The sequence below is a fragment of the Pseudomonas sp. SD17-1 genome (assembly GCF_029201585.1).
Taxonomy (GTDB): domain Bacteria; phylum Pseudomonadota; class Gammaproteobacteria; order Pseudomonadales; family Pseudomonadaceae; genus Aquipseudomonas; species Aquipseudomonas palmensis.
In genome coordinates this window covers 5,290,786-5,313,760 of record NZ_CP104044.1, presented here as the reverse complement: position 1 = coordinate 5,313,760, position 22,975 = coordinate 5,290,786, and the positions used below count along the sequence as shown (strand labels likewise).

Annotated in this window: 18 protein-coding genes; 12 read left to right on the top strand and 6 right to left on the bottom strand. The window is 65.1% G+C overall.

Annotated elements, in window-relative coordinates; all coding sequences use genetic code 11:
• The first annotated feature begins 106 nt into the window (after positions 1–106).
• The 8 genes from soxG to N0B28_RS24300 all read left to right on the top strand — a co-directional run bounded on the left by soxG (position 107) and on the right by N0B28_RS24300 (position 8,585).
• Positions 107–739, top strand: coding sequence for a sarcosine oxidase subunit gamma family protein (gene soxG / locus N0B28_RS24335; protein WP_043863638.1), 633 nt, complete (start codon positions 107–109; stop codon positions 737–739).
• The gene (gene purU / locus N0B28_RS24330) at positions 736–1,593 is read left to right on the top strand and encodes a formyltetrahydrofolate deformylase (protein WP_043863639.1); all 858 of its coding nucleotides are present in this window, start codon (positions 736–738) and stop codon (positions 1,591–1,593) included. The genes soxG and purU overlap by 4 nt, the downstream gene beginning before the upstream one ends.
• Before the next feature lie 124 nt (positions 1,594–1,717).
• Positions 1,718–2,917: a formaldehyde dehydrogenase, glutathione-independent gene (gene fdhA, locus N0B28_RS24325; protein WP_043863640.1), complete on the top strand. Its 1,200-nt coding sequence runs from the start codon at positions 1,718–1,720 to the stop codon at positions 2,915–2,917.
• 195 nt (positions 2,918–3,112) lie between these two features.
• Positions 3,113–5,467 (top strand): glucose/quinate/shikimate family membrane-bound PQQ-dependent dehydrogenase, encoded by a 2,355-nt coding sequence (locus N0B28_RS24320; RefSeq protein WP_058541809.1) that lies wholly within the window; start codon positions 3,113–3,115, stop codon positions 5,465–5,467.
• Positions 5,468–5,640: 173 nt separating this feature from the next.
• The gene (locus N0B28_RS24315; protein ID WP_043863642.1) at positions 5,641–6,207 is read left to right on the top strand and encodes a DUF2780 domain-containing protein; all 567 of its coding nucleotides are present in this window, start codon (positions 5,641–5,643) and stop codon (positions 6,205–6,207) included.
• A 71-nt stretch (positions 6,208–6,278) separates the two neighbouring features.
• Positions 6,279–6,707, top strand: coding sequence for a DUF350 domain-containing protein (locus tag N0B28_RS24310; RefSeq protein ID WP_043863643.1), 429 nt, complete (start codon positions 6,279–6,281; stop codon positions 6,705–6,707).
• A 15-nt stretch (positions 6,708–6,722) separates the two neighbouring features.
• The gene (locus N0B28_RS24305) at positions 6,723–7,418 is read left to right on the top strand and encodes a DUF1190 domain-containing protein (RefSeq protein ID WP_275729313.1); all 696 of its coding nucleotides are present in this window, start codon (positions 6,723–6,725) and stop codon (positions 7,416–7,418) included.
• A gap of 9 nt (positions 7,419–7,427) precedes the next feature.
• On the top strand, positions 7,428–8,585 hold the full coding sequence (locus N0B28_RS24300) for a glutathionylspermidine synthase family protein (protein ID WP_043863645.1): 1,158 nt from the start codon (positions 7,428–7,430) through the stop codon (positions 8,583–8,585).
• On the opposite strand, the gene N0B28_RS24295 is transcribed toward N0B28_RS24300, so the two are convergent.
• Entirely contained in the window at positions 8,582–9,472 is an 891-nt protein-coding gene (locus N0B28_RS24295) for an acyltransferase (RefSeq protein WP_043863646.1), read from the bottom strand. The genes N0B28_RS24300 and N0B28_RS24295 overlap by 4 nt on opposite strands.
• Before the next feature lie 180 nt (positions 9,473–9,652).
• On the opposite strand from N0B28_RS24295, the gene N0B28_RS24290 reads away from it, so the two are divergent.
• From N0B28_RS24290 to creD, 4 genes are all read left to right on the top strand, one after another.
• Entirely contained in the window at positions 9,653–10,153 is a 501-nt protein-coding gene (locus tag N0B28_RS24290; RefSeq protein WP_043863647.1) for an ATP-dependent zinc protease, read from the top strand.
• A 141-nt stretch (positions 10,154–10,294) separates the two neighbouring features.
• On the top strand, positions 10,295–10,975 hold the full coding sequence (gene creB / locus N0B28_RS24285; RefSeq protein WP_123753443.1) for a two-component system response regulator CreB: 681 nt from the start codon (positions 10,295–10,297) through the stop codon (positions 10,973–10,975).
• Positions 10,975–12,408: a two-component system sensor histidine kinase CreC gene (gene creC, locus N0B28_RS24280; RefSeq protein ID WP_043863649.1), complete on the top strand. Its 1,434-nt coding sequence runs from the start codon at positions 10,975–10,977 to the stop codon at positions 12,406–12,408. The genes creB and creC overlap by 1 nt, the downstream gene beginning before the upstream one ends.
• A 94-nt stretch (positions 12,409–12,502) precedes the next feature.
• On the top strand, positions 12,503–13,837 hold the full coding sequence (creD, locus tag N0B28_RS24275) for a cell envelope integrity protein CreD (RefSeq protein ID WP_054915995.1): 1,335 nt from the start codon (positions 12,503–12,505) through the stop codon (positions 13,835–13,837).
• A 179-nt stretch (positions 13,838–14,016) separates the two neighbouring features.
• Here the strand turns inward: creD and N0B28_RS24270 are convergent, their stop codons facing one another.
• From N0B28_RS24270 to aceE, 5 genes are all read right to left on the bottom strand, one after another.
• Entirely contained in the window at positions 14,017–14,649 is a 633-nt protein-coding gene (locus N0B28_RS24270) for a glutathione S-transferase (RefSeq protein WP_054915994.1), read from the bottom strand.
• A gap of 9 nt (positions 14,650–14,658) precedes the next feature.
• Positions 14,659–15,324 carry a peptide-methionine (S)-S-oxide reductase MsrA gene (gene msrA / locus N0B28_RS24265; RefSeq protein WP_043863652.1) on the bottom strand — a complete coding sequence of 222 codons (666 nt, stop codon included), beginning with the start codon at positions 15,322–15,324 and terminating at the stop codon, positions 14,659–14,661.
• Between the two features lie 69 nt (positions 15,325–15,393).
• The gene (locus N0B28_RS24260; protein ID WP_043863653.1) at positions 15,394–18,087 is read right to left on the bottom strand and encodes a GGDEF and EAL domain-containing protein; all 2,694 of its coding nucleotides are present in this window, start codon (positions 18,085–18,087) and stop codon (positions 15,394–15,396) included.
• A gap of 317 nt (positions 18,088–18,404) precedes the next feature.
• A complete protein-coding gene (aceF, locus tag N0B28_RS24255) occupies positions 18,405–20,042 on the bottom strand; it encodes a dihydrolipoyllysine-residue acetyltransferase (protein WP_275729303.1) in 1,638 nt (545 codons plus the stop codon).
• A 13-nt stretch (positions 20,043–20,055) separates the two neighbouring features.
• The gene (gene aceE / locus N0B28_RS24250; RefSeq protein ID WP_043863655.1) at positions 20,056–22,701 is read right to left on the bottom strand and encodes a pyruvate dehydrogenase (acetyl-transferring), homodimeric type; all 2,646 of its coding nucleotides are present in this window, start codon (positions 22,699–22,701) and stop codon (positions 20,056–20,058) included.
• Positions 22,702–22,975: the final 274 nt, after the last annotated feature.

The following is a 22,975-nucleotide window of genomic DNA, read 5'->3' as shown; positions in this document are numbered from 1 at the left end:
CGAAGCGACCACCGCGCACCGGGTTGCAACCGGGTCGCGGGCTTCGCCGGCAAGGCCGGCTCCTACAAAGAGATCACAGCACTACTGAATTCAAGGCAGGTATGTAATGAGCGCAATCAACGTCTACCCGCAACGCCCCGAGACTGACGCCAGGGCCGAATCACCCCTGCATCACGCCGACCTGCCCAGCCTGGTCGGCAAGGGCCGCAAGAACCCCGGCGTGACCCTGCGCGAGAAGAAGTTCCTCGGCCACCTGACCCTGCGCGGCAACGCCCACGACCCGGCTTTCGTCAGCGGCGTGCAACAGGCGTTGGGCCTGGAACTGCCGGTCGCACTCACCGTGGTCGCCAGCGGCGAGACCTCGCTGCAGTGGATGGGCCCCGACGAGTGGCTGCTGATCGTGCCCGGTGGCGAGGAGCTGGCCGCCGAGCAGAAGCTGCGCGAAGCCCTCGACGGGCAACACATCCAGGTGGTCAACGTCAGCGGCGGACAGACCCTGCTCGAACTGAGCGGGCCCAGGGTGCGCGAGGTGCTGATGAAGTCCACCAGCTACGACGTGCACCCCAACAACTTCCCGGTGGGCAAGGCGGTGGGCACGGTGTTCGCCAAGTCCCAGCTGGTGATCCGGCGCACCGGCGAGGACACCTGGGAGCTGCTGATCCGGCGCAGCTTCAGCGACTACTGGTGGCTGTGGCTGCAGGATGCCTGCGCCGAACATGGCCTGAGCATCGCCTCATGAGCCGTGCGCCGGACACCTGGATCCTTACCGCCGACTGCCCCAGCCTGCTGGGTACGGTGGACGCGGTGACGCGCTACTTGTACGAGCAGCAGTGCTACGTCACCGAGCATCATTCGTTCGATGACCGGCTGTCGGCGCGGTTCTTCATACGGGTGGAGTTTCGCCAGCCCGAGGCATTCGACGAGCAGGCTTTTCGCGCAGGCCTGGCCGCCCGTGGCGAAGCGTTCGGCATGACCTTCGAGCTGACTGCGCCCAGGCACCGGCCCAAGGTGGTGATCATGGTGTCCAAGGCCGATCATTGCCTCAACGACCTGCTGTACCGCCAGCGCATCGGCCAGCTGGCGATGGACGTGGTGGCGGTGATTTCCAACCACCCGGACCTGGAGCCGCTGGCGCACTGGCACCGCATCCCCTATTACCACTTTGCCCTCGACCCGCAGGACAAGCCGGCGCAGGAGCGCAAGGTGCTGCAGGTGATCGAGGCGTCCGGCGCCGAGCTGGTGATCCTTGCGCGCTACATGCAGGTGCTGTCGCCGGAGCTGTGCCGACGCCTGGATGGCTGGGCGATCAACATCCATCACTCGCTGCTGCCGGGGTTCAAGGGCGCCAAGCCGTATCACCAGGCCTACAACAAGGGCGTGAAGCTGGTGGGGGCCACGGCGCATTACATCAACAACGACCTGGACGAGGGCCCGATCATTGCCCAGGGCGTGGAAGCCGTGGATCACAGCCACTACCCTGAAGACCTGATTGCCCGCGGGCGCGATATCGAGTGCCTGACGTTGGCGCGGGCGGTGGGGTATCACATCGAGCGGCGGGTGTTTTTGAACGCCAATCGCACGGTGGTGCTGTAGCGGGCGTATCGCGGGTCAAGCCCGCACCCACAGGGACTGTGGGAGCGGGCTTGACCCGCGATGAGGCCCGAAAGACGGACAGAACATTCAGCGCGACATAACAACAATCGAGCGAGGTGAAAGCATGTCTGGCAATCGTGGTGTGGTGTACCTGGGCGCAGGCAAGGTCGAGGTGCAAACAATCCCCTATCCCAAAATGCAGGACCCACGTGGGCGCAAGATCGAACACGGCGTGATCCTGCGGGTGGTCTCCACCAATATCTGCGGCTCCGACCAGCACATGGTGCGCGGTCGTACCACCGCCCAGACCGGCCTGGTGCTGGGGCACGAAATCACCGGCGAGGTCATCGAGAAAGGCCGTGACGTCGAGAACCTGCAACTGGGCGACCTGGTCTCGGTGCCGTTCAACGTGGCCTGCGGGCGCTGCCGCTCGTGCAAGGAACAACACACCGGCGTGTGCCTGAGCGTCAACCCGGCCCGCGCCGGCGGCGCCTACGGCTATGTCGACATGGGCGACTGGACCGGCGGGCAGGCCGAGTATGTGCTGGTGCCCTACGCCGACTTCAACCTGCTCAAGCTGCCCGACCGCGACAAGGCCATGGAGAAGATCCGCGACCTGACCTGCCTCTCCGACATCCTGCCCACCGGCTACCACGGTGCGGTCACCGCAGGTGTCGGCCCCGGCAGCACGGTGTACGTGGCCGGTGCCGGCCCGGTCGGCCTGGCCGCTGCCGCCTCGGCGCGGCTGCTGGGCGCGGCGGTGGTGATCATCGGTGATGTGAACCCGGTACGTCTGGCCCATGCCAAGGCCCAGGGCTTCGAGGTCGCCGACCTGTCCCAGGACACCCCGCTGCACGAACAGATCGCCAACCTGCTGGGAGAGCCGGAGGTGGACTGTGCGGTCGATGCGGTGGGCTTCGAGGCCCGTGGCCACGGGCATGCCGGGGCCCAGCACGAGGCGCCGGCCACGGTGCTCAACTCGCTGATGGGGGTGGTGCGGGTCGCCGGCAAGATCGGCATCCCCGGCCTGTACGTGACCGAAGACCCGGGCGCGGTGGACGCCGCAGCCAAGATGGGCAGCCTGAGCATCCGTTTCGGCCTGGGCTGGGCCAAGTCCCACAGCTTCCACACCGGGCAGACCCCGGTGATGAAGTACAACCGCGCCCTGATGCAGGCCATCATGTGGGACCGCATCAACATCGCCGAGGTGGTCGGCGTGCAGGTCATCAGCCTGGATCAGGCGCCCGAGGGCTACGGCGAGTTCGATGCCGGCGTGCCGAAGAAATTCGTGATCGACCCGCACACGCTGTTCAGCGCAGCGTAAGACCAATGTCTACCCGGTTTCAGGCCCCTGAAGCCGGGCTGACAGACAAATTGTCGCAGTAGCCCGCAATTTTTTGTTACCCTTAAACGTACTAACTGGTTAACAAGCAAGCTACCTAAATGCGCCGACTATGCTCGGGATTGGGTCGGCCAACTGTTGACGGTGGTTTTTCACTACGTTTAGGACGGTAATCACATGAACGAACAGGCAGGTGCTCCGGGCACCGCAAAGTGGCTGCTGGGAGGTCTGGGCATCCTGATCGCCCTGATCGGCCTGGTGCTGGCAGGGGGCGGTGCGTACCTGAGCAGCCTCGGTGGTAGCTGGTACTTCCTTCTGATGGGCCTGGCGATGCTGGTCAGCGGTGTGCTGATCGCGCGGCGCAAGCCGTCGGGCGCCTGGCTGTACGCGGTGGCCCTGGTACTCACCGCGATCTGGGCGGTGTGGGATGCCGGCCTGGACTTCTGGCCGCTGGTCTCGCGGGTACTGACCTTTGCCGTGATCGGCCTGGTCATCGCGCTGGTGTTCCCGAGCCTGCAACGCGCCGACGGTCGTGCGGCCGGGCGTGGCGCGTTCGCGGTGGCCGGTGTGCTGGCCGTTGGCGTGGTCGCCACCCTGGGCTACATGTTCGTGCCCACCCACGTGGTCACCGCCAGCAGCGAGCCTGCGGTGCAGCCGGTCAAGCCGGGCACCGAGCAGAAGGACTGGGCGCACTGGGGCAACACCACCGCCGGCAACCGCTTTGCCGCGCTGGACCAGATCAACAAGGGCAACGTCGACAAGCTGCAGGTGGCCTGGACCTTCCATACCGGTGACGTGCCGCAAAGCACCGGCGCCGGTGCCGAAGACCAGAACACGCCGCTGCAGATCGGCGACACCCTGTATTCCTGCACCGCCTACGGCAAGGTCTTCGCCCTGGACGTGGACACCGGCAAGCAGCGCTGGATGTTCGACCCCAAGGGCAGCGCGCCGAACTGGCAGCGTTGCCGTGGCCTGGGCTACTCCGAAACCCCGCTGGCCGCCGATGCCGGCCCGCAGGCCTGCGCCAAGCGCCTGTTCCTGCCCACCGGCGATGCCCGCCTGATCGCGATCAACGCCGAAAACGGCGAAGCATGTGCCGACTTTGGCGATAACGGCGTGGTCGACCTGAGCGTCGACATGGGCGAGATCAAGCCGGGCTATTACCAGCAGACCTCCACCCCGCTGGTGGCCGGCGATGTGGTGATCGTCGGTGGCCGCGTGGCCGACAACTTCTCCACCGGCGAACCGCCGGGCGTGGTGCGTGCCTATGACGTGCGTACCGGCGAGCTGGCCTGGGCCTGGGACCCGGGCAACCCGAACATCACCAAGCGTCCGCCCGAAGGCCAGACCTACACCCGTGGCACGCCCAACGTGTGGTCGGCGATGTCCTATGACGCCAAGCTGGGCCTGGTGTACCTGCCGACCGGCAACGCCACCCCGGACTTCTTCGCCGGCACCCGTACCGAACTGGACGACAAGTACAGCTCCTCGATCGTGGCGCTGGACGTGAAGAACGGCCAGGTGCGCTGGCACTTCCAGACCACCCACCACGACCTGTGGGACTTCGACCTGCCGGCCCAGCCGCTGCTGTACGACATCCCGGATGACAAGGGTGGCGTGCAACCGGCGCTGGCCCAGGTGACCAAGCAGGGCGAGATCTTCGTGATCAACCGTGAAACCGGCGTGCCGATTGCCAAGGTCGAAGAGAAGCCGGTGCCCCAGGGCAACGTGCCGGGCGAGCGTTATTCGCCGACCCAGCCGTTCTCGGTAGAGATGCCGTCGATCGGCAACCAGACCCTGAAAGAGTCGGACATGTGGGGCGCGACCCCGTTCGACCAACTGCTGTGCCGCATCTCGTTCAAGGGCATGCGCCACGAGGGTGTGTACACCCCGCCAGGGCTGGACCCGGCGTTGCAGTTCCCCGGGTCGCTGGGTGGCATGAACTGGGGTAGCGTGTCGGTCGACCCGACCAGCAACTACATGTTCGTCAACGACATGCGTCTGGGCCTGGCCAACTACATGATCCCGCGTGCAGACATTCCCAAAGGTGCCAGCGGCATCGAGATGGGTGTGGTGCCGCAGGACGGTACGCCGTATGGCGCAATGCGCCAGCGCTTCCTGTCCGCGGCCGGTATTCCGTGCCAGAAGCCGCCGTTCGGCACCATGTCGGCCATCGACCTGAAGACCAGGAAACTGATGTGGCAGGTGCCGGTCGGTACCGTGCAGGACACCGGGCCGCTGGGCATCCGCATGCACCTGCCGATCCCGATCGGCATGCCGACCCTGGGCGCTTCGCTGTCGACCCAGTCGGGCCTGCTGTTCTTTGCCGGCACCCAGGACTTCTACCTGCGTGCGTTCGACTCGGGCAACGGCAACGAGATCTGGAAGGCGCGTCTGCCGGTGGGCAGCCAGTCGGGGCCGATGACCTACGTGTCGCCCAAGACCGGCAAGCAATACATCCTGATCAGTGCTGGCGGTGCGCGTCAGTCGCCGGATCGGGGTGATTACGTGATTGCGTACGCCTTGCCGTAGGGCGGGTTGCCATTCTGTTGCAGGAGCCAGCCTTGCTGGCGAAAGCGGCCACCGCGTACCTCTGGATATCGCGGTGCTGCTTTCGCCGGCAAGGCCGGCTCCTACAGGCGATGACGGCGGAACATTCGCCGCAGATACGGGTCGAAACCTCGCTTTCCTACGAGGTCCGCCCCATGAAACGTTTCGCACTGCTCTCCCTGCTGGCACTCGCCACCACCTCGGCCCTGGCCTTCAATCTCAACGATGCCGCCAACGCCGTGTCTGCCATGCAAGGCAACAAACAGCAGGACGCTGCCGTTCAAGCCCCGGCCCCCTCGGCCAACCTGCTCAATACCCTGGGCGACCAACTCGATATCACCCCCGAACAGGCCATTGGCGGCACCGGCGCGCTGCTGGGCCTGGCCAGGCATCAGCTCAGCAGCAGCGACTACTCGCAACTGAGCAAGGCCGTGCCCGGCCTTGACCTGCTATCCGGCGACAATGCCCTGGGCGGCCTCAGCGGCCTGGGCGAGTTGCTCGGCAAGAGCGGCAATTCCTCGGCCCTGAGCAACGCACTGGGCAACGTCAAGGACACCGACGACCTGAACAACGCCTTCGGCGCCCTGGGCATGAACACCGGCATGATCGCCCAGTTCGCCCCGCTGATCCTGCAGTACCTGGGCCAGCAGGGCGTGGCCGGTTCGCTGCTGCAGAGCCTGGGCGGCATCTGGGGCACCCCGGCCGCCGTGCCTTCGGTGTAAGCCGGCGGTTTGCCGAGGCGGGGCGGTGTGGTATATGTCCCGCCCCGTTCAAGCAAGGAAGTGCGACCCCGATGTTCATGGATGCCCTGAAGATGTCCCTGCCGGCCGATGCCGTGCTGGGTTTTCTGTTCTACATGGCCGGCGCCGCCGTGCTGTTCGCGCTCTATGCGTTCATCTATACCCGCCTGACCCCCTACAACGAATTTGCCCTGATCCGCGAAGGCAACAGCGCTGCCGCCATCGCCCTGGGCGGTGCGCTGCTGGGTTTCGCCATCCCCGTGTCCGGGGCCATCTCCCATTCGATCTCGCTGCTCGACTTCCTGCTGTGGTCGGTGATCGCCGGCGCCGTGCAGTTGCTCGCGTTCGTGGTGGTCAGCGTGGTGGTCAAGGGCATGGACGAGCGTATCCGCCGTCAGGAAAACGCGGCCGCCATCTTGCTGGCCGCCGTGGCCATCGGCATCGGCATGCTCAATGCCGCGTGCATGACCCCAGCGGCCTGACAGCGGAGCACAGCCATGAAACGCAGCACGAGCATTCGGCTGATTGCCCTGGGCAGCCTGCCGCTGGCGCTGGCCGCCTGTGACAGTGATCGCAGCGCCACCCGCGTGGTCAGCGAGGTCAAGCGTTACCAGGACGTCGACAGCTGCGCCCTGGCCGGGGTAAGCCGTTCGGTGTGCGACAACGCCTGGAACGTCGCCCGCCAGCACCACGATGCCAACGCCCCACGCTTCACCCGCCTGGAAGACTGCCTGGCCAGCTTCGAGCAGTGCGAGCCAGGTCAGGGCGCGAGCTTTCACATGCCGCGCATGCAAGGCTTCGCTCTGACCACCGAGCGCCAGGTGTATGACGACGGGCTGAACCAGACCTCCAGCACCACCTCGTCGGCCGCGTATGGCGGCGGCGGTGGCCGCTACGACTACGTCAATGTCGAGCCGCGCTACCTGTCGGAGGCGATCTACCACGAGCGTGAAGGTCGCGAAGGGTTCAGGGCCAGCTCGCTGACCGACCAGGTCAACAGCGGCAACCAGTATGCCGGGCTGGTCGAGGACCACGCGCCATCCAGCCGTTTCAACGGCGGGGCTGGTGCCGATGCCCATGCGTCGGTGCTGCCGGCGCGCTTCATGGCCTCGGCACGGCCCTGGACGGTGGGCAGCCACCCCGGCTTCGCGGCCCATGTACCAGGCCGTGGCGGCTTCGGTTTCGGTTCCTGAGGGCGGGCGATGAAACGTATTGCCTGCACCCCGCGCGCGGACTGGAAAGCCACCGCCGAACACTACGGCTTCAGGTTCCACACCTTCGGCGACGAGCCGTACTGGGACGAGTCGGCGTGCTACCAGTTCACCCTGCGCCAGATCGAGGACGACCTCGAAGAACCCACCCGCCAGTTGCACGAGCTGTGCATGGACCTGGTGGCGCGGGCAGTGGACAGCGAAGAGCTGCTCGACCGCCTGGCCATCCCGCGTGACTACCGCGACCTGATCCGCCGCTCATGGCGCGACGGGCACCCGCATTTCTACGGGCGCATGGACCTGAGCTACGACGGCCATGGCCCGGCCAAGCTGCTGGAAGCCAACTACGACACACCCACCTCGCTGTACGAGGCCGGCTTCTTCCAGTACCTGTGGCTTGAGCAGCAGATGCAGCGCGGCGTACTGCCGGCCGATGCCGACCAGTTCAACAGCCTTGAAGAGAAACTCGGCCAGGTGTTCGGCGCCAACACCTTTGCCACGCCGTTCTACTTTGCCTCGGTCAGGGACTCGCTGGAGGATCGTGGCACGGTGCAGTACCTGTGCGACATTGCCACCGCTGCCGGGCTCGATACACGCCTGATCGATGTGGAAGACATCGGCCTGAACCCGGCCGGGCGTTTCATCGACCGCAGTGGGGCGCCGATCCCCAGCCTGTTCAAGCTCTACCCGTGGGAAGACATGTTCCACGACCGCTACGGCCCGGCGATTGCCGGCAGCGGCACGCTGTTCGTCGAGCCGCCCTGGAAGGCGCTGCTGTCGAACAAGGGCATGCTGGCGCTGCTGTGGGAGCAGCACGAAGGGCACCCGAACCTGCTGCCCGCATTCATCGACGCCACGCCCGAACGGCCGCTGGCGCCGGGGTGGGTGCGCAAGCCGTTCTTCTCGCGGGAGGGGGCGAATGTGGAGATTCATACCCCTGACGGGCAGCGGGTGAAGGAGGAGGGGCCGTATGGCAGTGGCCCCCACGTGATCCAGCAGTTTCATGCCTTGCCACGGTTTGCCGGCAGCCACACGGTGATCGGCAGCTGGGTGGTTGGCGATCAGCCGGCAGGCATCGGCATTCGCGAGGACAACTCGCTGATCACCAAGGACAGCAGCCGCTTCGTGCCCCACGCGATCATCGGCTAGCGGCGCAGCTCCTGGCGCAGTTGCTCGATGCGCGCGTCCTTGTCGTGCCACAGCTGGTTGACCCAGTCCTGTACGCTGCGCCGGAATTGCGGGTCGTTCTCGTAGTCGCCGCGCCACAGGGCCGGGTCCAGTGCGCGCACCTGGATGTCCACGATCACCCGCGGCACTGCACCGCTGACCAGGTCCCAGAACCCCGGCGCGGTGTCGCCGGGGTACACCAGGGTCACGTCGAGCAGGGCGTCGAGCTGTTCGCCCAGCGCGGCGAGCACGAACGCCACGCCGCCGGCCTTGGGCTTTAGCAGGTGACGGAACGGCGAGCCCTGGGCATCGCGCTTGGCCGGGGTGAAGCGGGTACCTTCGAGGTAGTTGACCACGGTCACCGGCTGGCGCTTGAACAGCTCGCAGGCGGCCTTGGTGATCTCCAGGTCCTGGCCCTTGAGGTGCGGGTGGCGTTCGAGGAAGGCCTTGCTGTAGCGCTTCATGAACGGGTAGTCCAGCGCCCACCAGGCCAGGCCCAGGAACGGCACCCAGATCAGTTCCTTTTTCAGGAAGAACTTGAAGAACGGAATGCGCCGGTTGAACACCTGGATCAGCGCGGGAATATCCACCCAGCTCTGGTGGTTGCTGACCATCAGGTAGGAGGTGTCCAGGCGCAGGTCGGCGGCGCCGCGCACGTCCCAGCGGGTGGGGATGCACAGGGCGAAGATCAGCTTGTCGATCTCGGCCCAGGTCTCGGCGATCCACATCACCGCCCACGAGGCGTAGTCGCGGTAGCGGCCGGGCAGTACCAGCTTGAGCAGGGCGAAGACCAGCAACGGGCCGATCAGCACCAGGGTGTTGAGCAAGAGCAGCAGGGTCACAAGACTGCCGGTAAGCAGGCGGCGCATAAGAAAACTCTGATTTTCGGTTAGGCGGTCGGCCATGATAAGCAGGGATTCGGTTCAGGCCAAATTCTGGGCAGCCCACGGCGCGGACAAATGTTTCACATTGTGTTGAATACCCTAAGGCGACGAACCTATGCTGCTGCGGCAGTCTAAACACAGACTTTTCTCAAGGAAGCTGACCCGGTGAAATCCGTACTTGCACTGCTTTCCCTGCTGGCCTTGCCGGTGATGGCCGCCGAGCCGACCCTGTATGGCCGTTATGAATACATTGGCGTGGCGGACCTCGACCAGACGTTCAAGGCCAAGATGGACACCGGCGCGCTGACCGCGTCGCTGTCGGCCAAGGACATCGAGCGCTTCAAGCGTGATGGTGAGGACTGGGTGCGGTTCCGCCTGGCGACCAAGGATGCCGACGGCAAGGTGTATGAACACAAGGTGGCGCGCATCAGCAAGATCAAGAGCCGCGCCGATGAAGACGAGGACGGCGAAGCACCCGACCCGGCCAAGCGTCCGGTGGTGGAGCTGGAGTTGTGCCTGGGCGACGTCAAGCGCACGGTGGAGGTCAACCTGACCGACCGCAGCAGCTTCAACTACCCGCTGCTGATCGGGGCCAAGGCGCTGCGCGAGTTCGGCGCGGCGGTGAACCCGGCGCGCCGGTTTACGGCGGGCAAGCCTGAATGCTGAGTTGAATCCATCGCGGCTCAAGCCCGCTCCCACAAGGGCCGTCGTTCTCCCGTGGGAGCGGGCTTGAGCCGCGACAGGGCCTTGTCAGTCGAGGGATAATCCCCTACAAGTGCACCCAAACCTGCCAGGCCTGCACCGCTCATGCCCCACATACTGATTGTCGAAGACGAAGCGGCCATCGCCGACACCCTGATCTTTGCCCTGCAAGGCGACGGTCACAGCACCGAATGGGTGACCCTGGGCAGCGCCGCGCTGGAACAGCAGCGTCAGCGCCCGGCTGACCTGATCATTCTCGATATCGGCCTGCCGGATATCAACGGCTTCGAAACCTGCCGCCAGCTGCGCCGCTTCAGCGAGGTGCCGGTGATGTTCCTCAGCGCCCGCGATGGGGAGATCGACCGCGTGGTGGGCCTGGAGATCGGTGCCGACGACTATGTGGTCAAACCCTTCAGCCCGCGTGAAGTGGCGGCGCGGGTACGCGCCATCCTCAAGCGCATGACCCCGCGCAGCGAACCCGAGGCCCCCGAAACGCCCTTCAGCATCGACTCCCAGCGCCTGCAGATCAGCTATCGCGGTCAATCGCTCAACCTCACCCGGCACGAATTTCGCCTGCTGCAATGCCTGCTCGAACAACCCGAACGGGTGTTCAGCCGCGAACAACTGCTGGATGCCACCGGCGTGCCGGCCGAGGCCGGCTACGAGCGCAACGTCGACAGCCACATCAAGAGCCTGCGCGCCAAGCTGCGCACCGTGCAGGCCGACGCCGAACCTATCCAGACCCACCGCGGCCTGGGCTACAGCTACAGCCCCGGGCACAGCTGATGCGCCTGGGCATCCGCATCTTCCTGGTGTACTTCCTGTTCGTCGGGCTGACCGGCTACTTCATCCTCAACACCGTGCGCGAACAGGTGCGCCCGGGTGTGCGCCAGTCCACCGAGGAAACCCTGGTGGACACCGCCAACCTGCTGGCCGAGATTCTGCGCGACGAGGTCAAGGCCGGCACCCTCGGCCAGGGCCGGCTGCCCGAGCTGCTCAAGGCTTACGGCAAGCGCCAGCCCAGGGCCGATATCTGGGGCCTGGCCAAGAACGAGGTCAACCACCGCATCTACGTCACCGACGCCAACGGCAAGGTGTTGCTCGACTCCAGCGGCGAAGCCCTGGGCCAGGACTATTCGCGCTGGAACGACGTGTACCTGACCCTGCGCGGCGAGTATGGCGCCCGCTCCACCCGCAGCGATCCGGACGACCCGGAGTCGTCGGTGATGCACGTGGCGGCGCCGATCATCGATGCCGGCAAGATCATCGGCGTGGTCACCGTGGCCAAGCCGAACAAGTCGTTGCAGCCGTATATCGATCGCTCCGAGCGGCGCCTGTTCAACCTGGGCCTTGGCCTGATCGTGCTGGGCCTGCTGGTGGGCGCCGGGCTGTCGTGGTGGCTGGCGCGCTCGCTACGTCGGCTGACGCGCTATGCACAGGCGGTCAGCGAGGGTGAACGCGTGGCCTTGCCGCATTACCGCGGCGGCGAGCTGGCGCAACTGGCCGGTGCGGTGGAGCGCATGCGCACGCAGCTGGAGGGCAGGGCGTATGTGGAGCGCTACGTGCATACCCTGACCCACGAGCTGAAAAGCCCGCTGGCGGCGATTCGCGGGGCCAGCGAGCTGCTGCAGGGGCCGATGAGCGACGAGCAGCGTCAACGCTTTGCCAGCAATATCGAAAGCGAGAGCGCGCGCATGCAGCAGTTGATCGAGCGGCTGCTGGACCTGGCCCAGGTCGAGCAGCGCCAGGGCCTGGAAGACCAGCAGCAGGTGCCGCTGGCGGCGCTGGTGGACGAGGTGCTGCTGGCCCAGAGCGCGCGCATCGAAAGCGCCGGCCTGCAGGTGCGCCAGCGGGTACCGGCCAGCGTGCGGCTGCTGTGCGAGCCGTTTCTGCTGCGCCAGGCCATCGGCAACCTGCTGGAGAACGCCCTGGACTTCACCCCGCCGGGCGGCCTGCTGGTGGTCGACCTGGAGACACGGGGCCCACGGCTGGCGCTGAGCCTGTACAACCAGGGGGCGGCGATCCCGGACTATGCCCTGGGCCGGCTCAGCGAGCGCTTCTACTCGCTGCCGCGCCCGGGCACGGGGCGCAAGAGCACAGGCCTTGGGCTGAACTTCGTCGAGGAAGTGATGCAGCTGCATGGCGGCTCGCTGGAGGTGGCCAACGTCGAGGACGGCGTGCGGGTGCGCCTGTGGCTGCCCAACGAGCGGCTGGGCTGAGCTCCACGCACTCTCCACATAACTCCACACAAGCGCCCAACCCCCTCCATGTACGGCGGGCAGACTGGCTCCATCGAAACCGGAGCCATTGCCCATGAACCGAACCCTGAGCATCAAACTGGGCGCCATCGCCTTTCTGATCGTGTTGCTGCTGATACCCCTGCTGATGATCGGCGGCCTGATCCAGGACCGCCAGCAGCAGCGCGACAGTGTGGTCGAGGACATCGCCCAGAGCTCCAGCTACAGCCAGCAGATCAGCGGGCCGCTGCTGGTGGTGCCGTACCGCAAGATCCAGCGCACCTGGAAAACCGTGGATGGCAGCACCCAGCAGCAGACCAGCACGGTGGCCGGGCATCTGTACTTTCTGCCCGAAACCCTGGAGGTCGACGCCAAGGTCGACACCGAGTTGCGTTCGCGGGGCATCTACCAGGCGCGCCTGTTCCACGCCGACAACCGCATCAGCGGGCAATTCAAGGTGCCGGCGCAGTGGGGCATCACCGAAGACTTCGACGATTACCGCTTCGACCCGGCGTTTCTGGCCGTGGGCATCAGCGATATCCGCGGTATCGAGAAGAGCCTGGAACTGAACGTGAATGGCCAGTCGCTGGCCTTCGCCGCGGGCACGGGGCTGGGCTGGCTGGGCGGCGGTGTGCACGTGGCGCTGCCCGACCTCGACGGCCGCGCCGAGACCCGCCTGGACTACGCCTTCGACCTGAGCCTGCAGGGCACCGGGCGCCTGCATGTGCTGCCGGTAGGGCGCAGCACCACGGTGAACATGGCGGCGAACTGGCCGCATCCAAGCTTCATCGGCAACTACCTGCCCATCAGCCGCGAGATCGACGCCCACGGCTTCAGCGCGCGCTGGCAGACCTCGTTCTTCTCCACCAACCTGGAGGATGCGCTGACCCAGTGCGTGGTCAACAACGCCTGCGACGACTTTCACGGGCGCAGTTTCGGCGTGAGCTTCGTCGACCCGGTGGACCAGTACCTCAAGAGCGAGCGGGCGATCAAGTATGCGCTGCTGTTCATTGCGCTGACCTTTGCCGGGTTCTTCCTGTTCGAGATTCTCAAGAACCTCAGCGTGCACCCGATCCAGTACGCGCTGGTGGGTGTGGCCCTGGCGTTCTTCTACCTGCTGTTGCTGTCGTTGTCGGAGCACCTGGGGTTCGGGTTGGCGTATGCGCTGTCGGCGGGCGGCTGCGTGCTGCTGATCGGCTTCTACCTGTGCCACGTGCTGCGCAGCCTGGCGCGCGGGCTGGGGTTTGCGGCGGGCTTGCTGGTGCTGTACGCGATGCTCTACGGGCTGCTGGGCGCCGAGGACTACGCGCTGCTGATGGGCTCGTTGCTGCTGTTCGGCCTGCTTGGGGTGTTCATGGTGCTGACACGCCGCCTGGACTGGTATCAGGTTGGGCAGGGGATCTTGAAATGAGCGGATTGAGAGAGGAACGCACGCTGGGGGCTGTGATGGTGGGGGAAATCAGGTTGATCTGGGCTGCCGAGATCAGCGTCGACTTCATCGCGGGTCAAGCCCGCTCCCACAGGTCCGGTACAAGCCTCAAGGGCAGCAGCAGATCTGTGGGGGTGAGCTTGACCCGTGATGAGGCCCGATCAGGCCACAGAAGGGGCGGTCTTTAGCATCGATTCGCGCTGACTCACCTCGGCATACCAGGCTGCCAGGTTCGGCTGGCGCTCGCGCCAGCCAAGGTCCGGCAGGCGCAGGTCGATGTAGCCCAGCGCGCAGGCCACCCCGATTGCCGCTACGTCGAACACCGAGGCCAGTTCGGCCAGGTGCTCGTCTTCCAGGTGCGCCAGCGCGCGCCGGATCTTGTCCTGCTGGGCGTCGACCCACGGCGTCCAGCGCTTGTCCTCAGGGCGCAGGAAGGTCTCGTAGCGCGCCACCACCGCCGCGTCCATGATCGCATCGGCCAGCGACGCCAGGGTCAGGCGCCGCCAGCGCGCCGGGCCCTCGCGCGGGATCAGCGGGTTGCCCACATGCTGATGGTCGAGAAACTCGACGATCACGCGGCTGTCATGCAGCACCGTGCCGTCCTCCAGGCGCAACGCCGGGATCTTGCCCGCCGGGTTGCCCAGGTTCAGCTCGGCATCGGTCTTGATCGGGCTCAGGTCGACGGGATGCAGGGCTACCCGCTCGGCCTGCCCGGTTTCGTGCAGCAGCACGCGAACCTTGCGCACGAACGGCGAGGCGGCGGCATGGAACAGGGTCATGCTCGGTGTGCTCATGGCGTGGCCTCAGTTGCCTTGCAGGCTGGGTGGCAGGCACACGCCAGTGCCGCCGATGCCGCAGTAGCCATTCGGGTTCTTGGCCAGGTACTGCTGGTGATAGGCCTCGGCGAAGTACACGGTCGGTGCCTGGGCGATCTCGGTGGTGATCTGGCCGAAACCGGCCTTGTTCAGCTCGGCCTGGTAGGCCTGCCTGCTGGCCTCGGCCAGTTCCAGCTGTTCGGGGCTGGTGCAGTAGATGGCCGAACGGTACTGGGTGCCGACGTCGTTGCCCTGGCGCATGCCCTGGGTGGGGTTGTGCAGCTCCCAGAACATGGTCAGCAGGTCCTGGTAGCTGACCTTGGCCTTGTCGAACACCACCAGCACCACTTCGGTGTGGCCGGTCAGGCCCGAGCAGACTTCTTCGTAGGTGGGGTTGGGGGTGAAACCGCCGGCGTAGCCGACCACGGTGCTGACCACACCTTCACGCTGCCAGAAGCGTCGCTCGGCACCCCAGAAGCAGCCCAGGCCAAAGATCGCGAAATCGACGTCTTCGAAGAACGGGCCCAGCAGCGGGGTGTCTTCGAACACGAAATGCTTCTCGGGCAGCGTCATCGGGGTCTCGCGACCCGGCAGCGCCTGTTCGGCGGCAGGCAGTACGTTTTTGTTCACCAGAATCTCCGAGCGCAGGACCATGGGCGGTTCCTCTTCAAGGCAGGATGTGTAGGGGGTAGACCCGTAGTGTGCCCGAGTGTTTCGCCGCTGTCAGGCGATTGGGCCACGCGGATAGCGCTTGAGTTTTTCGATCAGCTCGCTGCCGGGGATCGGCCGGTCGAACAGGTAGCCCTGGCCGACGTCGCAGCGGTGGCGGCGCAGGAACGCCAGCTGTTCGGCGGTCTCGATGCCTTCGGCCACCACCTTGAGCTTGAGGTTGTGAGCCATGGCCACCACTGCCGAGGTGATTTCCATATCGTCTTGGTTGTCCGGGATCTCGTGGATGAAGCTGCGGTCGATCTTGATGATGTCGATCGGGAATTTCTTCAGGTAGCTGAGCGAGGAGTAGCCGGTGCCGAAGTCGTCCATGGCCAGGGTCAGGCCCAGTTGCTTGAGCTCGTCGAGCTGGCGGTGGGTATCCTCGGTGGCTTCGAGCAGCAGGCCCTCGGTCAGTTCCAGTTCCAGCAGGTGTGGCGGCAGGGCTTCTTCCTTGAGGATGTTGGCGATCGAGCTGACCAGCTCCGGGTCGGAGAACTGCTTGGGCGACAGGTTGATCGCCACCTGCAGGTTGCCCATGCCCTCGGTGCTCAGCAGCTGGCTCATGCGGCAGGCCTGGCGCGCGATCCACTTGCCGATGGGGATGATCAGCCCGGTTTCCTCGGCCACGCTGATGAACTGGTCGGGGCGGATCATGCCCCGCTCCGGGTGGTTCCAGCGTAGCAGGGCCTCCAGGCCGAGCAGGCGACCGCTGCGCAGGCACAGCTTGGGCTGGTAGAACACGTCCAGTTCGTTCTGGGTCAGGGCGCGGCGCAGGTTGTTTTCCACGAACAGCTTGTAGCTGGCCTCGGCGTTGAGCGCCTCGGTGAACACCTGCACCTGGTGCTTGCCGTTGGCCTTGGCCTTGTGCAGGGCCAGGCCGGCGTTCTTCATCAGGGTCTGCGGGTCGCGCCCGTGCAGCGGCGCACACGCCAGGCCCACCGAGCCGGTCACGCTGATCAGCTGGTTGTCGACGAACATCGGCTTGTCGAGGGTGTTGAGCAACTGCTGGGCCACCTGCTGGCCGGCATCCAGGCTGCTGTCCTCCAGCAGCACGGCGAACTCGTTGCTGGCAAAACGCGCCAGGCTGCCACCGGGGCTCAGGCTGTTGCGCAGGCGCCGGGCCAGGCTGATCAGCAGCTTGTCGCCGGTCTGGTGGCCGAGGCTGTCGTTGATGCGCTTGAAGTTGTCGATGTCCACCAGCAGCAGGCAGATGGGGCTGTCGCTGTCGCGCTCGAAGCGCTCGTCGAGGCTGCGGATGAACGCCGGGCGGTTGCCCAGGCTGGTGAGGTTGTCGGTGTAGGCCAGGCGTTCGATGCGCTGCTGGGCCAGCTTGCTCTGGGTGATGTCTTCGTAGATGCCGATGTAGTGGGTCAACTCGCGGTTGTCGCCATACACCTTGGAGATCGACAGTTGGCCCCAGTAGGGCTCGAGGTTCTTGCGCCGGCTCTTGAATTCGCCCTGCCAGCTGTTGCCCATGGCCAGGCTCGACGGCGAGTCGAACAGCAGCTCGCTGAGGTTCTCCAGTGCGGTGAGCTCGGACAGGCGGTGGCCATGCACCTCTTCGGGTGTGTACTGGGTGATCTCGGTGAAGCTGGGGTTGACGTATTCCACCACGCCATCGCGGTTGACCAGCAGAAAGGCGTTGGCGCTTTGTTCCACCGCGCGCTGGAACAGGTGCAGGGCGCTGGTGGCGGTGCGCCGGTTGTGGTTGTTGATGACCTGGGCGAACTGGTCGGCCAGCTCACCGGCAAAGGCGATTTCATCCGATTGCCAGGCCCGGGTCGAGCCGCTGTGTTCCAGGCAGAGCACGCCGACCACCTGGCCGTCGATGCGGATGCTGGCATCGAGCATGGCGTGGATACCGCGCTGGCGCAGGCTCTCGGAGATTTCGCGGGTGCGTGGGTCGCGCGCCGCGTTGTGCGCATCGATGGCGCGGCTGGTGTGCAGCGCCTCGAGGTAGTCGGGAAATCGCCCGGCATCGATCGCCTCGGGCAGGCGGTACTCCTGGGTGGCGCGGTAGAACGCCGAGATCGGTTCCAGTTGCTGGCCTTCCAGGTACCAGATGCTGGCGCAGTCGATGCTGTAGATTTCGCAGGCACTGCGGGTGATCAGCTCGGCGGCTTCCTGCAGCGAGTTGTCGGCGCTGTAGCGCTGGCGCGCCAGGCGCAGGATCAGGTCCTGCTGGGCGCGTACCCGCTCCAGGTGCTCGAGCTGTTCCTGCTGCGCCTGCTGGTTGAGCTGCAGGGCGATCTGCAGGCGGTTGTTGCGGGTTTCGAGTTCTGCCGCCGAAAGGTCGGGTGTGTCGTTGGGCTGGGCATCGAGCACCAGCAGATAGCCGCGCAGCAACTGGCGGTTGTGCTGCCGGTAAGCTTCGCCCAGCTCCAGCATATTGAGCGGGCCCAGGCTGGTGTGCAGGGTATAACGCACCAGGTAGTACGGACGCTGCGCCAGTTGCAGCTCGATGGTGTCGTGCAGCTTGTAGCGTGCCTCGGGCTCCATCAGGCTGGCATAGGGCGAGCCGATCAGCGCACACAGGTCGACGGCCGCCTGGCCGAACTGACGCTCGCAGCCCGGGTCGAGGAACAGCATGGCCCAGCTGGCCTCATTCAGCCGCTCGAAACGCAGCATGCCGAGCCGCGAAGGCACCGGCAACTGCGTCACTACCTCGGCCACCGTACGGCTGGCGGCATCAGGTTGGCTTTTCATGGGAAGCTCGCTTCAAGAAGGCTGTTGGCGCGGGCTGGGCGAAGTGCTGCTACGCGTTTGAGCAAGGTTGCATCATGTGCTTGAGGCTGACAAGCAATAGAGTGGCCTGGCTTGATCTGTATCGGCTGACAGGTACAAATTCTTCAGTAATGCCGCGACGGATTGCGTCTGGCGGTGCCGCTCAAGGTGGGGCGTTGAGCGGCACGGCATGAATCGCAGGCAAAAAAAGCCCCGCCAGATGGCGGGGTTGAGGTACGAGCGTGGCAGCTCGAAAACAGTGTCCGTGCTCCCCGGCAGGGGAGCACGGCGGGCAGCAGTTACAGCAGCATGGTGCGGATGTCGGTCAGCAGCTCGCCCAGGCGCTTGGTGAAGCGCGCGGCAGCGGCACCGTTGATCACGCGGTGATCGTACGACAGCGACAGCGGCAGCATCAGCTTGGGCTGGAACGCCTTGCCATCCCACACCGGCTGGATGGTGGCCTTGGATACACCCAGGATCGCCACTTCCGGTGCGTTGACGATCGGCGTGAAGCCGGTGCCGCCAATGTGACCGAGGCTGGAGATGGTGAAGCAGGCGCCCTGCATGTCGTCGGCAGAAAGCTTCTTGGTGCGGGCCTTTTCAGCCAGGGCCGCCGCTTCTGCAGCCAGCTGCAGCAGGCTCTTCTGGTCGACGTTCTTGATCACGGGGACCAGCAGGCCGTCTGGCGTATCCACGGCGAAACCGACGTTGACGTACTTCTTGCGAATGATCGCCTTGCCGCTAGGGGCCAGCGACGCGTTGAAGTCCGGCAGTTCCTTGAGCAGGTGCGCACAGGCCTTGAGCAGCAAGGGCAGCACGGTCAGCTTGACGCCGGCTTTCTCGGCCACGGCCTTCTGCGCAACGCGGAAGGCTTCCAGCTCGGTGATGTCGGCGCTGTCGAACTGGGTCACGTGCGGCACGTTCAGCCAGCTGCGGTGCAGGTTGGTGGCGCCAGCCTGCATCAGGCGGGTCATCGGCACTTCTTCGGTTTCACCGAAGCGGCTGAAGTCGACTGCCGGGATCGGCGGGATGCCCGCACCACCGGTCGCGCCGGCAGCCGGTGCTTCCTTGGCCTTCTGCATCATGGCCTTGACGTACACCTGCACGTCTTCCTTGAGCACGCGGCCGTGCGGGCCGCTGGCAGCCACGGCGCTCAGCTCGACGCCGAACTCGCGGGCCAGCTGACGCACGGCAGGGCCGGCGTGAACCTTGGCACCGCTTGGCGCTGGCGCAGCGGCCGGGGCCGGTGCGGCTTCGGCCTTGGCAGCCGGTGCGGCGGCAGGCGCAGCAGCCGGGGCCGCTTCAGCCTTGGCAGCCGGTGCAGCAGCGGCAGGCGCTGCTGGCGCGGCGGCGCCCTGGACCTTGAGCTTGAGGATGAAGTCGCCAGTGCCGACTTCGTCTTCGAGCTTGACGCCGATGCTTTCCACCACGCCGGCAGCCGGCGACGGGATTTCCATCGAGGCCTTGTCGGACTCCAGGGTAATCAGCGACTGGTCGGCTTCGACGCTGTCGCCGACCTTGACCAGCAGCTCGATGATCTTGGCCTTGCCCGACGAGCCGATGTCCGGCACGTGGATGTCCTGCACAGTGGCAGCCGCAGGTGCAGCGGCCGGTGCCGGGGCAGCCTCTGCAGCCGGGGCGGCAGCAGGCTTTTGTTCGGCGGCAGGCGCAGCGTCAGCCGGTGCCTGGGGCGCCGCAGCGGCGCCCTCGACTTCCAGTTCCAGCAGTTCGTCGCCTTCTTTCAGGCGGTCGCCCAGCTTGACCTTCAGGGCCTTGATCACACCGGCCTTGGGGGCCGGGATCTCCATGGAGGCCTTGTCCGACTCCAGGGTCAGCAGGCTCTGGTCGGCTTCGATACGGTCGCCGACTTTGACGAACAGCTCGATGATTTCACCTTCACCGCTGCCGATGTCAGGTACGCGAATGAGTTCGCTCACTTAAAAATACTCCTCAGCAGTCCAGTGGGTTGCGCTTGTCCGGGTCGATGCCGAACTTGGTGATGGCATCGGCCACGACCTTCGGTTCGATCTCGCCACGGTCAGCCAGGGCTTCCAGGGCAGCCAGCACCACGAAGTGACGGTCGACTTCGAAGAAGTGACGCAGCTTCTTGCGGCTGTCGCTGCGACCGAAGCCATCGGTACCCAGGACCTTGAATTCCTTGCTCGGTACCCACTGACGAATCTGCTCGGCGAACAGCTTCATGTAGTCGGTAGAGGCGATGACCGGGCCCTTGCGGCCGCCCAGGCACTCCTCGATGTAGGTCTGCTTGGGCTTCTGGCCAGGGTGCAGGCGGTTGCTGCGCTCCACGGCCAGGCCGTCGCGACGCAGTTCGTTGAAGCTGGTGACGCTCCACACGTCGGCACCGACGTTGAACTCTTCACGCAGGATCTTCGCCGCTTCACGCACTTCGCGCAGGATGGTGCCGGAGCCCATCAGCTGGACGTGGTGCGCTGCGTCCTTGGTATCTTCCTCGAGCAGGTACATGCCCTTGATGATGCCTTCCTCGACACCGGCCGGAATGGCAGGCTGCTGGTAGGACTCGTTCATCACGGTGATGTAGTAGAAGACGTCCTGTTGCTCTTCGGTCATCTTCTTCATGCCGTCCTGGATGATCACCGCCAGCTCGTAGCCGTAGGTCGGATCATAGGTGCGGCAGTTCGGGATGGTCGCGGCCAGCATGTGGCTGTGACCGTCTTCGTGCTGCAGGCCTTCACCGTTGAGGGTGGTACGCCCGGCAGTACCGCCGATCAGGAAGCCACGGGTGCGGCTGTCGCCAGCGGCCCAGGCCAGGTCGCCGATACGCTGGAAGCCGAACATCGAGTAGAAGATGTAGAACGGCAGCATCGGCTGGTTGTGGTTCGAGTACGAGGTACCGGCGGCGATGAACGACGACATGGCGCCGGCTTCGTTGATGCCTTCCTCGAGGATCTGGCCCTTCTTGTCCTCGCGGTAGAACATCACCTGGTCCTTGTCGACGGGCTCGTAGAGCTGACCGACGGACGAGTAGATGCCCAGCTGGCGGAACATGCCTTCCATACCGAAGGTACGCGCTTCGTCCGGGATGATCGGGACGATGCGCTGGCCGATTTCCTTGTCCTTGACCAGCTGCGCGAGGATGCGCACGAAGGCCATGGTGGTGGAGATTTCACGGTCGCCCGAGCCGTCCAGGATCGCCTTGAGGGTTTCCAGTGGCGGGGTCGGGATGCTGAAGCTCTTGGCCCGGCGCTGTGGCACGAAACCGCCCAGGGCAGAACGGCGCTCGCTCAGGTAACGGGCTTCGGCGCTGCCTTCTTCAGGCTTGAAGAACGGCAGGTTCTCCAGGTCTTCGTCCTTGACCGGGATGTCGAAACGATCGCGGAAGTGACGCAGGCTGTCGACGTCGACCTTCTTGGTGTTGTGCGCGGTGTTCTTGGCTTCGCCAGCACCGGTGCCGTAACCCTTGATGGTCTTGGCCAGGATGACCGTAGGCTGGTCCTTGTGGTTGACCGCCTGGTGGTAGGCTGCATAGACCTTGTACGGGTCGTGGCCACCACGGTTGAGCTTCCAGATCTCGTCGTCGGACAGGTCGGCGACCATGGCCTTGAGTTCCGGGGTGTTGAAGAAGTGCTCACGGACGAACGCGCCGTCCTTGGCCTTGTAGTTCTGGTACTCGCCGTCGATGACTTCGTCCATGCGCCGCTGCAGGATGCCGTCGACGTCCTTGGCCAGCAGTGGGTCCCAGAAACGGCCCCAGACCACCTTGTTGACGTTCCAGCCACCACCACGGAACACGCCTTCGAGTTCCTGGATGATCTTGCCGTTGCCGCGAACCGGGCCGTCGAGGCGCTGCAGGTTGCAGTTGATGACGAAGATCAGGTTGTCCAGCTTCTCGCGGCCTGCCAGGGAGATCGCACCCAGGGATTCCGGCTCGTCGCACTCGCCGTCGCCCATGAAGCACCAGATCTTCTGCTTGCCGGCAGGGATGTAGCCGCGGCTTTCCATGTACTTCATGAAACGTGCCTGGTAGATCGCCTGGATCGGGCCCAGGCCCATCGACACGGTCGGGAACTGCCAGAAGTCAGGCATCAGCCACGGGTGCGGGTAGGACGACAGGCCTTGACCATCGACTTCCTGACGGAAGTTGTTCATCTGGTCTTCGCTGATGCGGCCTTCCATGAAGGCACGGGCGTAGACGCCCGGCGAGGCATGGCCCTGGAAGTAGATCAGGTCGCCGCCGTGCTCGTCGGTCGGGGCCTGGAAGAAGTAGTTGAAGCCGATGTCGTACAGCGTGGCGCTGGAGGCGAAGCTGGAGATGTGGCCGCCCAGGTCCGAGTCTTTCAGGTTGGTGCGCATTACCATGGCCAGCGCGTTCCAGCGGACCAACGAGCGAATGCGGCGTTCCATGAACAGGTCGCCAGGCATGCGTGCTTCGTGGGTGACGGGAATCGTGTTGCGGTATGGCGTGGTGATGGCATACGGCAGCTGGGAGCCACTACGGGTGGCCAGCTCGCCCATACGGGTCATCAGATAGTGAGCGCGGTCTTCGCCTTCTTTGTCGAGAACCGACTCCAGGGCGTCCAGCCATTCCTGGGTTTCGACGGGATCGAGGTCTTGCATGGCTTGCTCCAGGGCGGAAAGGCTTCCAGAATCGGTTGCCTGAGTTTGCGACTGGCCTTTTGGGCAGACGACATGAAATTCTTGGATTACCGGGCGTTGTACCGGCGGCGTGTAGTTTTACTACAAATCGATCCTCATTACATGCGTTGACAGTAAAAAAGCAGTAGTAAAACTACACGGATAAGGCTCGTGGCCCCTGTTCGGGTTGTGGGATAAAACGATACCGGTGGTTAAAAACTGGTCGGCATGCGGTTGTTTGCGATGATTTCTATCA